The organism is uncultured Muriicola sp. (assembly GCF_947258935.1).
Lineage (GTDB): Bacteria > Bacteroidota > Bacteroidia > Flavobacteriales > Flavobacteriaceae > Muriicola.
Genome location: NZ_CAMYKH010000007.1, coordinates 79908 through 90572 on the forward strand (window position 1 = coordinate 79908; position 10665 = coordinate 90572).

At 41.3% G+C, this 10665-nt stretch carries 11 protein-coding genes; 3 read left to right on the top strand and 8 right to left on the bottom strand.

The window, feature by feature from the left end:
- Window positions 1-4 precede the first annotated feature (4 nt).
- The 3 genes from Q0X72_RS02370 (at window position 5) to Q0X72_RS02380 (ending at window position 4195) form a co-directional block, all read left to right on the top strand.
- Complete coding sequence (locus Q0X72_RS02370; RefSeq protein ID WP_297761508.1) at window positions 5-2239, top strand: DUF5916 domain-containing protein; 2235 nt, start codon at window positions 5-7, stop codon at window positions 2237-2239.
- 66 nt (window positions 2240-2305) lie between these two features.
- On the top strand, window positions 2306-3445 hold the full coding sequence (locus tag Q0X72_RS02375; protein ID WP_297761510.1) for a DUF819 family protein: 1140 nt from the start codon (window positions 2306-2308) through the stop codon (window positions 3443-3445).
- A gap of 45 nt (window positions 3446-3490) precedes the next feature.
- Window positions 3491-4195, top strand: a complete 705-nt coding sequence (locus Q0X72_RS02380; RefSeq protein ID WP_297761513.1) for a DUF4369 domain-containing protein — start codon at window positions 3491-3493, stop codon at window positions 4193-4195.
- Window positions 4196-4201: 6 nt separating this feature from the next.
- Here the strand turns inward: Q0X72_RS02380 and Q0X72_RS02385 are convergent, their stop codons facing one another.
- The 8 genes from Q0X72_RS02385 to Q0X72_RS02420 all read right to left on the bottom strand — a co-directional run.
- A complete protein-coding gene (locus Q0X72_RS02385) occupies window positions 4202-4471 on the bottom strand; it encodes a hypothetical protein (RefSeq protein WP_297761516.1) in 270 nt (89 codons plus the stop codon).
- A gap of 65 nt (window positions 4472-4536) precedes the next feature.
- The gene (locus tag Q0X72_RS02390; RefSeq protein ID WP_297761536.1) at window positions 4537-5499 is read right to left on the bottom strand and encodes a type I phosphomannose isomerase catalytic subunit; all 963 of its coding nucleotides are present in this window, start codon (window positions 5497-5499) and stop codon (window positions 4537-4539) included.
- A gap of 5 nt (window positions 5500-5504) precedes the next feature.
- On the bottom strand, window positions 5505-5960 hold the full coding sequence (locus Q0X72_RS02395; protein WP_297761519.1) for a peroxiredoxin: 456 nt from the start codon (window positions 5958-5960) through the stop codon (window positions 5505-5507).
- Between the two features lie 3 nt (window positions 5961-5963).
- The gene (locus Q0X72_RS02400; protein ID WP_297761522.1) at window positions 5964-6371 is read right to left on the bottom strand and encodes a 6-carboxytetrahydropterin synthase; all 408 of its coding nucleotides are present in this window, start codon (window positions 6369-6371) and stop codon (window positions 5964-5966) included.
- 5 nt (window positions 6372-6376) lie between these two features.
- Entirely contained in the window at window positions 6377-6901 is a 525-nt protein-coding gene (gene idi, locus Q0X72_RS02405; RefSeq protein WP_297761525.1) for an isopentenyl-diphosphate Delta-isomerase, read from the bottom strand.
- Between the two features lie 83 nt (window positions 6902-6984).
- Window positions 6985-7953 carry a type IX secretion system membrane protein PorP/SprF gene (locus tag Q0X72_RS02410; protein ID WP_297761528.1) on the bottom strand — a complete coding sequence of 323 codons (969 nt, stop codon included), beginning with the start codon at window positions 7951-7953 and terminating at the stop codon, window positions 6985-6987.
- 4 nt (window positions 7954-7957) lie between these two features.
- Complete coding sequence (locus Q0X72_RS02415; RefSeq protein WP_297761530.1) at window positions 7958-9973, bottom strand: gliding motility-associated C-terminal domain-containing protein; 2016 nt, start codon at window positions 9971-9973, stop codon at window positions 7958-7960.
- Window positions 9974-9998: 25 nt separating this feature from the next.
- A partial coding sequence (locus tag Q0X72_RS02420; RefSeq protein WP_297761533.1) for a hypothetical protein occupies window positions 9999-10665 on the bottom strand: 667 nt, incomplete at its 5' end.

A 10665-nucleotide genomic window follows, 5' to 3' on the forward strand; every position in this document is an offset into this window, starting at 1 on the left:
CCGGATGTTAAACTCAGATGCCATAACTAGAAAATGGGGCCTACTGACTATTCTCTTAATTCTGTGTTTACAGGCTGTTTGGGGTCAGAAAAACTTTTCTTCCAAACAAAAATCATTTACAGTAAAGTACATTCAAGATTTTATCGAACTAGATGGTATCCTGGATGAAGCCATATGGGAACAAGCCGAAAGTGCCAACAATTTTTGGGAATACTTTCCTGTAGATTCTATACAGGCAGTGGAGCAAACAGACATCAAAATGCTCTATGATGACAAGAACTTATATATCGGGATCACAGTTTATACAAAGGGTACTGACTATGCTATTGAATCCTTGAAACGCGACTTCAGGGCAGGGAACAGCGATAATATTTCCCTCCTTTTTGACACTTTTAACGACGGCAACAACGCTTTCCTTTTTGGTACAAATCCTTACGGTGTAAGAAGAGAAGGCCTTGTATCTGGTGGTGGGTTGGACCAAAGGGGATTTACCATTTCCTGGGATGTAAAGTGGAGGGGAGAGTCTAAGATCTACGATGATTACTACACCTCAGAAATGGTTATTCCCCTAACCTCATTTAAATTCCGCGAAGGGGAAACGAAATGGCGTTTTAACAGCTATCGATTTGATACCCAGAGTAATGAAAATAGCACCTGGGTGCGCATTCCACAGAATCAGAACATCTTCGGGCTTACCTTTATGGGGGATATGGTTTTTGAAAAACCCCTTGGCAAATCCAGAACACCGTTTGCCATTATTCCTTATATCAATTATCTGAATGCCCAGGATTTCGAAAATGAATCTTCGATTAATAGTTTTAAAGTGGGCGGTGATGCAAAGGTGTCTATCGGTAATAGCCTGAACCTCGATATCACACTAAATCCCGATTTTTCACAGGTAGAAGTGGATAATCAGATAACCAACTTAACGCGTTTTGAAATTGGCCTTCCCGAAAGGCGGCAATTTTTTATTGACAATATTGACCTCTTTGCTGACTTTGGGGATTCCCGGGACAGTAACCCCTTTTTTTCCAGACGTATTGGTATTGCGCGGGATACGGCTGATAACACCATTGAAAATAGTATCATAGGAGGGATAAGGCTCAGCGGTAAACTGAACAACCGACTCCGAATTGGTTTCCTCAACCTTCAAACCGAGGCCGATGAGGCCAACGAAATTGCCTCCAACAACAATATGATGCTGGCCGTTCAGCAGCAGGTATTTGCTCGTTCCAACATTGGCTTCTTCTTTATTAACCGACAGTCCACACAAGACTACGACTTTCTGGCTGAAGAAGAACGGTATAACAGGGTCGCCGGAGTTGATTACAACCTGATATCGGAAGATAATTTATGGAGCGGACGATTATTCCTGCACAAATCCTTTGAACCGGAGGGAAGGGATGAAGACCTTTCTTCGGGAATGCAGTTAGAGTATAACTCCCGTTACTGGAACTTTTTTAGCAAAGCTGTATTTGTTGGCGAAGATTACCAGTCTGATCTGGGCTTTATCCGTAGAACCGATATTTTCAAGAGTATCTTAAGCATGAGAAGGATCTTTTGGCCTGAGAGAGGTATTATTCAGAACCACAGTATACGATTCTTCCCGAATTTAATTTGGAGCCCAACCCGTGATTTCCAGAACACAGATTATACCACCCGTCTGGACTGGGAGGTACGGTTTAATGATTTATCTGAGGCACAAGTATCATTTTCTCATCAGTATACCTTTTTATTAGACGAATTTGACCCTACCCGAAGTGATGATGCCTTACCGCTACCCGGTGAGCAGGGCTACTATTACAATGCTGTCAATTTTAGGTACCGATCAGACAGGCGACGTATTTTGTCATATTCAATAGAGCCTACCGTCGGAAGGTTTTTTAATGGTGATCGTTTTACGTTGGAAGGAGGGATAAACCTTCGTTTGCAGCCCAAAGCGATCGTCTCCATGAACTTTAGGTATGACCAGATACAATTACCGGAACCTTACGGTAGTGCAAATATCTGGCTGATAAGCCCAAGGTTTGATCTGACCTTCAGTAAATCGATCTTTTGGTCGACCTTAGTTCAGTACAGTAACCAGCGGGATAACCTAGGAATTAATTCGCGCCTACAATGGCGTTTTGCTCCGCTGTCTGACCTTTTCCTGGTATACAACGACAATTATTTTGTCAATTCTTTTATGCCAAAACTAAGATCGATTAATCTCAAGCTTACCTATTGGCTCAATATCTAGGTATTGAATCAGAGTCCCGTTTTTTTATTTCTATATTTGGTGTTTTAGCAAACTAACCAAAGATTAATGAATCAGTTACCTCTTACGGATGATACTGTCATCCTTGGCCTACTCTGCCTTTGCCTGGGATTCGTATTCTTAACATCCTCTATTAAAACAGGATTTTGGAACAAATTTTATAAAGTTGTACCAACCCTCCTTATGTGCTACATGCTTCCGGCAGTACTCACTAGTATTGGTCTTATTTCTGAAGAATCTTCTAACCTTTATTTCATCGCCAGTCGGTATTTATTACCGGCAGCCCTTATTCTTATGACCCTTAGCATTGACCTCAAAGCCATCTTAAATCTTGGTTCAAAGGCGCTGATCATGTTCTTAACAGGCACAGTGGGAATTATAATAGGTGGGCCCATTGCCATACTGATTGTCTCAATTTTCTCGCCCGAAACTGTTGGTGGCGCCGGTTTTGATGCCGTTTGGAGAGGACTGGCTACCATTGCCGGGAGTTGGATTGGTGGGGGTGCCAACCAGGCCGCCATGCTTGAAGTTTTTGAGTACAATCCAGCCAATTTTGGAGGCATGGTCCTCATAGACATTGTGGTCGCGAATATTTGGATGGCCATTATTTTATTGGGTGTGGTGTTAACATGTCTGGCCTTTGCCGGGGTTGGTCTTGCCCATTTCCTAGGCTTTCATTTTGCAGATTTTCTGGAATCGAATTTTGAAATGATCCGCAATAAGGAAAAAGCGCTTTCCTCATTGGGATCGGAATTTCTTTGGATGGTCGTTTTTGCGACCACCGTTGGGATACTTCTTTCTTTCACAAAGGCGAAGAGTTTTGAAGGAGCAGGTGCAAGCAAAATAGGTGGACTTTTTATTTATATCCTTGTGGCCACCATTGGGATGAAAATGGACCTGAGTAAGGTATTAGAAAATCCTGGGCTTATTTTGATCGGGGTCATTTGGATTGCTATACACGCCGGACTATTAATACTTATGGCAAAACTCATTAAAGCACCATTCTTCTTCCTGGCAGTTGGGAGTCAGGCCAATGTAGGCGGAGCGGCATCCGCACCTATTGTAGCTGCTGAGTTTCACCCTTCACTTACCTCCGTAGGAATCTTATTGGCTGTGCTCGGTTATGTGGTTGGTACTGCAGGTGCATATATCTGTGGGTTACTGATGGAAATTGCCTCGAAAGTATAGAATAACGGTTAAGATTGTAGATATTTGCGCCAAAATATAATTGGCATGAAGCAGCTTTCAATCTCCCTCCTTTTTGTGATCTTATTCACTGCCTGCGCAGATACCTCTGAAAACACCATGTTTGTAACCGGTGCAGTTAAAGGATTAAAAAAAGGTGTTCTTTATCTTCAAAAGGTATCAGATACCACTTTAGTTACTTTAGATTCCCTGGAAGTGAAAGGTGACGGTAATTTTGAATTTACCACCTCTTTGGATAGCCCTCAGATCTTCTATTTATACCTGAAAAAAGAGGATAATAATGATCTGAATGATCGGATCACCTTTTTTGGTGAACCCGGCACTATAACGATACAGACGTCCTGGAATACCTTTGCGACCAAAGCAGTCATTGAAGGATCTGTTACTCAAAAGAAATTAGAAGAATATCTGAAAGTAATGAGCCGATTTAACTCTCAAAATCTGGAACAGTTTCAGGCCTCTGTTGATCCGGACCTTATCAATGATCAACAGGCCATAGATTCATTACAAGAAGCTTACGAGAAGAATATACGCAGAAGTTATCTATACGCACTCAATTTTGCTCTGAGCAATACAGAGTCGCATATCGCTCCCTATGTTGCCTTGACAGAAGTGGCTGATGCCAATATTAAATATCTAGATTCTATCTATAATTCCTTATCACCTGAAGTTGCCAATGGCACTTATGGACTGGCATTGAAAAAGCACTTGGATAAAGTTCGAGAGAACTAATAAGGTTTATCCCAGTTTATTAAGCTTTCCAATTAAGGTGGTAGCTTCTTTCTCCAATTCCTTGCGAACAGTTTTAAGATGGGCTTTTCTATTCTCTACATCTCTTTTGTTCACCTTGGCGATCAAATCATCAAAAGTAACGATGGCCTGATCAATGATGGCATTTCCTTCTTTTGAGCCTGTAGTTTTATTTGATTCTTCTATAATATAGACTGCTTCAATAATGTCCCCAAGTACGTAATTGATATCTTTCTTTAAGTCGCGTATGTTTGCCATCTCACTTATTTTTTTGCAAAAATAACCTTTAGTTCGCCTCTTTTAAAAAAAAAGCTGTTTTTCTTTTACAGCGTGATCTCCAGAAGCTTGCAACCTCCTGTTTTTATGTCTATTGTATTTGTACTTGCAGGAAGTAAAACTGTCTCTCCTTTTCGAATCGTGGTATCTCCGTGTTCATTACCAATCTGAGCCTCTCCTTCCACGCACATATAGATGGTGAAAGAATCTCGATGGGTTGTATCCTGAATAAGATCACCTTGCAAGTGAAGAAAGTTGGTCTTAAAATAAGGACAGGCTACCATGGGGTTAATCCTATCTTTATTTTTCTCATACGATACCTTAAAATCGTCTTTCAGATCGAAGTCTATTGCCTCCAGGGCCATATCTGTATGCAACTCCCTTAAGTTCCCTTCCTTATCACGTCTGTTAAAATCGAATACGCGATAAGTTACATCCGAGGTTTGTTGAATTTCGGCAAGCAAGACGCCAGCGCCTATGGCATGAATCTTCCCCGTATTAATAAAAAAAGTGTCGCCAGACTTCACTTTTTCGTAGTTCATATAGTCTAGCAGTGTATTGTTTTCTAAACTTTGCACATACTGTTCTCTGGTAACAGGCCGGTTGAACCCAACAATAAGGTTAGCGTCCTTTTCAGCGTCCATGATGTACCACATTTCGGTCTTGCCAAAGGAATTGTGTCGTTCTTTTGCCAATGCATCGTTGGGGTGGAGTTGAATAGACAGGTCTTGTTTCGCGTCTATAAATTTTATCAAAATAGGGAATTCCTTTCCAAACCTTTCAACAACAGAGGAGCCCAACAATTCATCAGCCCTGTTTTCTATGAGCGTATTTAATGAAGTTCCTTTTAATGTACCATTGGAAACTACAGACACATCCCCCTCTACACCCGATAATTCCCAGCTTTCTCCGGTAATATCACTGCTGATAGGCTTGTTGAGTTGCGCTCCTAATTTAGTGCCGCCCCAAAGACGTTCTTTTAAAATGGGGTCAAATTTAAGTGGATACAAATTCGTCATTGCGATTTTTTTAATGCCTTCAATGCTTTGACTATGTGTTTGGATGCGCTCATGCTATTAAAGACCATGATCACCTTTCCCTCTTTGTTTATCACATAGGTCTCTCTTCCGGGAAGCAGATTAAATAAGGCCTTTTCTACCTTAAATAATTTCCTCACCTTATTTCGAGTGTCTGCCAGTAATATAAAAGGCAATTTATACGTGGAAGCAAATTTACGATGTGAAGATTCAGAATCTGCGCTGATCCCGATGACTTCCGCTCCTCGGTCGGTGAATTCCTCATAACTGTCTCTGAACGAACAAGCTTCTTTAGTACAACCTGGTGTATAATCTTTTGGATAAAAAAACAAGACCAACGGTTTCTTCCCAAAGTGGTCTTTACTATCAAACACATTGCCGTGTTGATCATTCAACGTAAAATGTGGAGCAACATCTCCAATGGCCAGACCCATAATCTATCCCGAGTAGGTTACAAAATTTCTGGGAGTTTCATATAACACCACTTCCAGATCTTTATTTTTTTCAATATGTGATCTCAATTTGTTCCATATCACAACCGCTATATTCTCTGCGGTGGGATTGAGGTCTTTAAATTCCGGAACTTCCAGATTTAGATTCTTATGATCCAGGGCCTCTTCTATTTCAGATTTAATAAGGTCCTTCAGAAGTTTCATATCCATCACAAAACCTGTGACAGGATCTATCTCCCCAATGACACTTACAATCAATTCATAATTATGACCGTGAAAATTTGGGTTGTTGCATTTTCCAAAGACTGCATCGTTCTTTTCATTGCTCCAGTCTGGTCTGTATAATCTGTGAGCAGCATTAAAATGGGCACGGCGGCTTACTTTGACACTCATAATACTTATTTATTTTGAATTAAGTGGTCGTAGAATTTTTCAAAGATGATCTTAAACCAAGCCGTATACTCTTGTGGTGATGCTTGGATATCTCGCTTAATGTCCTCAGGTCTCATCCATTTCCAACTAGCAACTTCTTCCTTGTTGATCTGAGGATCTCCTTCAAAGAACCCCATCATCACATGGTCTAGCTCATGCTCGGTAAGTCCATTGTCAAACGTTGCCTTATAGATAAAACTAAAGAGCTCTTTGAGGTCTGTTGTGAACCCCATTTCTTCCTGAAGCCTGCGCTTCCCGGCCTCTATATTAGATTCACCAAGGCGTTGATGACTACAACAAGTATTGGTCCATAAGAGGGGGGAATGATATTTCTCTGCTGCTCTTTGCTGCAGCATGGTTTCCCCTTTGACATTCATTATAAAAACAGAAAAAGCCCTATGCAGGACAGCTTTTTTATGGGCCTCCATTTTTGGCATGGTCCCAATTTCCTCATCATTCTGGTTAACCAGGATTACATTTTCTTCTTTCACAATGTAAAAATAGTACGTTTCCCCTATTATATGGGTTAAGTCTATCTTAAATCTTAAAGAAGATAGGATTTAAATGGGTGAGTTTAGAAGAATCGGGGCGACTTTAAGTTGTCTTTTACTTTTATAAAATCGTACCTGATGATCACCTCGAAAGAACCGTCATTGAATCTGGCCGTTCCCAGTTCTGTAATTTCCCTGTCATAGGCGATCCCGATCATAAATTCGGGGGAAAGCTGAAAGCCGGCCAATGCACTGACTGCGGCATCCCAGCGATAGGCGGCACCTATGATAAATTTCTCATTGTACATAAAGTTCACTGAGCCATCTACCTGCAGTGGTGCCCCCTGGACAACTTTGGCAAGAATGGTTGGTTTAAACTTCCACAAAGGGTTCATATCAAAGACATAACCAGTAATAAAGTAGAAGTTTAATTGTTCTGTAGCAGTTGAGAGCGAAGATTCATCGAAATGCGAAGTCTCCAGAAAACGAGGCACCGATAATCCAAGGTAATAGTTATTAGTGTGGTAATAAATACCGGCACCAATATTGGGTGAAAGTTTATTCTGTATATCTTGTTGTAAGGTAGGATCCGGGCCACCTGGATTTGTATAATCCTGGTTTAGTTCAGAAAAGCGAATATCGAGCAGGTGTACACTTCCCTTTAGTCCAAAACTCAGTCTCTTTTCGGCTGCCAGCTGTATGGTATATGAAAAATCCATATCGAAATAGGTTTCAGAGGTAGGCCCTATCTGGTCATTTACAATAGATAGCCCCATCCCTACTCCACGATATCCTACCGGGGTATGGAAATTAAAGGTCTGTGTTTTAGGAGCACCTTCCAGGCCTACCCATTGTGCCCTATATAAAGCAGCCACACTTAGTTGTCCTCTGGATCCGGCATAACCGGGATTGACACTAACGGTATTGTACATATACTGGGTATATTGAGCATCTTGCTGTGCAAAAAGACCAGACACGGAGAACAGCAGGAACAGTATCCATATAGGTCGCAGGATCTCTGAAATAGTTGAATAAATTGGTTTCTGTCTCATTGGTCTATCTGTTAAGGTAAATATAGCCGGTCATTGATTTCATAGCACCGGTATTGTCCTCGTAATCTAGTATATAGAAATATGTTCCTACTGGTAGTTTGTTTGCCTTATCTATGGTCACCCTACCTTCTGAACTACCATCAAATACATTCCCCTGAGTGTTATATGCCTTGGTAACGTATACCTGCACACCCCAACGGTTATAAATACGAATGGTATTATTGGGATAAGGCTCTAAGCCCCGGATGGATAATACATCATGGATACCGTCACCATTTGGAGTTACTACATTGAATACTTCAATATCGGCCTCAATAGCATTAGGTTCCAGGTAATCTGGAGTGCCATTGTTGTCGGAATCATCATTCGCGTAATTTCCATCGCCGTTGTAATCCTCATCTACAGTTGGAATTCTGTCATCATCATCATCAGTATCACGATAATCAGATTCATTATCCCCATCTGTGTTAGGCAGATCATTATAAGGATCGTCTATCTCATCATTCTTATCATCATCTATGGTTGAACTTCCTTCATAACCATCGTCTAAACCATCATTGTCCTTATCAGAACCAATAAAGGTAACATCAGGAATTCCATCGTGATTGTGATCATGTCCTTCAATTGAATCTGGAACACCATCATTATCACTATCTGGATCTACGTAATCTGGCAGGCCATCACCATCCGTATCAACTGGAATTATTCCAAGGCTGCCACCATCTTCATAGGCATCATCCAGGCCATTGTCATTAACATCATCACCGGTAGGAGAAATATATCCATCGGTAGTTTGTGCTTCCACATTATCAGGAATTCCGTCATCATCACTGTCTATATCCAGATAATCCGGGATACCATCACCGTCTGTATCGGTCGGATTGGTTAAAGGGTCATTATCTCCATCCAGATTAAGGTCTTCAAATGCATCTACGATGCCATCATCATCGCTATCCAGATCTACATCCATTTCATTGATATAGATATAAATAGTAGCCGAGCTACAAACGCCCATCATATCACAAACGGTATAAATAAAGTCGTCTGCCCCTAAAAATCCCGGGTTTGGAACGTAGTTATAGATGTCATCAGTAGGATCATTTGGGGTTCCATTATCATCCCTCGTTAAGATACCATCAGTTGGGTTTGTATTTGTTATCGTACCGGTGGTAGGAAGGTCATTATCGTTATTTGGCCAAAAGCTAATATCTACAGGGGTATCCATTATTGTGGCTACCGCATCATCTGCAGTATCTATTACCGGTAAAACGTCTATGGTTACAGTAGCAGTGCTACAATCGCCCAGGGTATTACAAACCGTATAGGTAAATGAATCCGGACCATTATAATCTGCAAATGGCGTATACTGAACAATATCATCAGAAGGATCATTGGGAGTCCCATTTTCATCCACAACTACAGTGCCATTGGTAGGATCTGTAGTAGTCAAAGTTCCAGTTCCGGGTATACCGCTGTCATTATCATAAATGGGCACCAAAATGGATGTGTCCTCATCAAGTGTCACGAAATCATCAAGCAAGGTAGCTGCTTGTTGTAAACACACCACTGTAAAGATTGGCAGGTCCATTGAATTACCAGCCTTTGTCAGCGTTGCTGTATAGTTGGTAACCGTTGTTGTTGCGGTTACAACAGGTCTTAGCTGGTCACCACTAACGGCAGGAACCCATGAAACCGTAGCACTCCCTGTTACATTGGCAGTGATATCTAATGTTACCTGATTATCCGGGTTCTCGCAATCTGTCAGGATAAAATAGCCTGTGGCATTAGAACCACAGAGCGTACCGTCATAAGTTGCAAAATATACTCCAGGCGTTGAGGTCTCATAAAAGAAGTTGGTCCCCAGAACCGTACTTGTATCGGAAGCCTCATACCAGCGATAATTACTCTCATCGCCACTGTTTGGTGCCTGCAATAAAAACTGTGCATTAGATGCAACAATCCCCAGCAATGTAAAAACAAAGCTGAGGATGAAAAGTTTATATATGCGAGTAGTTTTCAAGCCTTTTTGGGGTCGGGTTATGTTATTATTTTACTACAAACACTACATTGATCAATGAGTTATAATCTGAAGGCTGTCCTATGATATCATAACTCAATACCCCATTTCCATCAATGGCCATAGTTGCCGTATTAAAGACGGTAGGATCTGCATAGGTTACATAGTAATATAGTTCGGTGGCACCATAGGTTGGAACCGCTGCAGGTGCTCCTGCACTGGCTACTGTAGGTGTTCCGAATTGTGCCGTATACTGGGCATATAGATCAATTGAGAAACTTCCGTTTGTAGAAGCGTCTACGGCAATGGATGGCGGATAAAAGATCCTGGCCGCTTTTGATGTAATTGGTGCAATAGCCTGAATAACTTCTTCAACAGTAGTTTCATTTGTAGGCGATCCTACACCACCTTCATCTACGTCTATAGGTGTTCTTAAAAGAACTTCATCATCGTATTGGTCATCTGTTCCGGCATCGTCTAAATGAGATAAGTCTACAGTCTGACTAGTACCATCCTCAATACCAACAGTTAATATATTTGTACCTGCATCAACTGCAAGGCTTTCAATATTCTGATCGTCTGTTCCAACTAAGGCTGATAGATCTACTGTTTCGTTGGTTCCGTTTTCTATACCAATAGTAAGGATATTTCCAGCCAACCCAGATCCAGCAATGTTCTGATCGTCTGTACTCCCA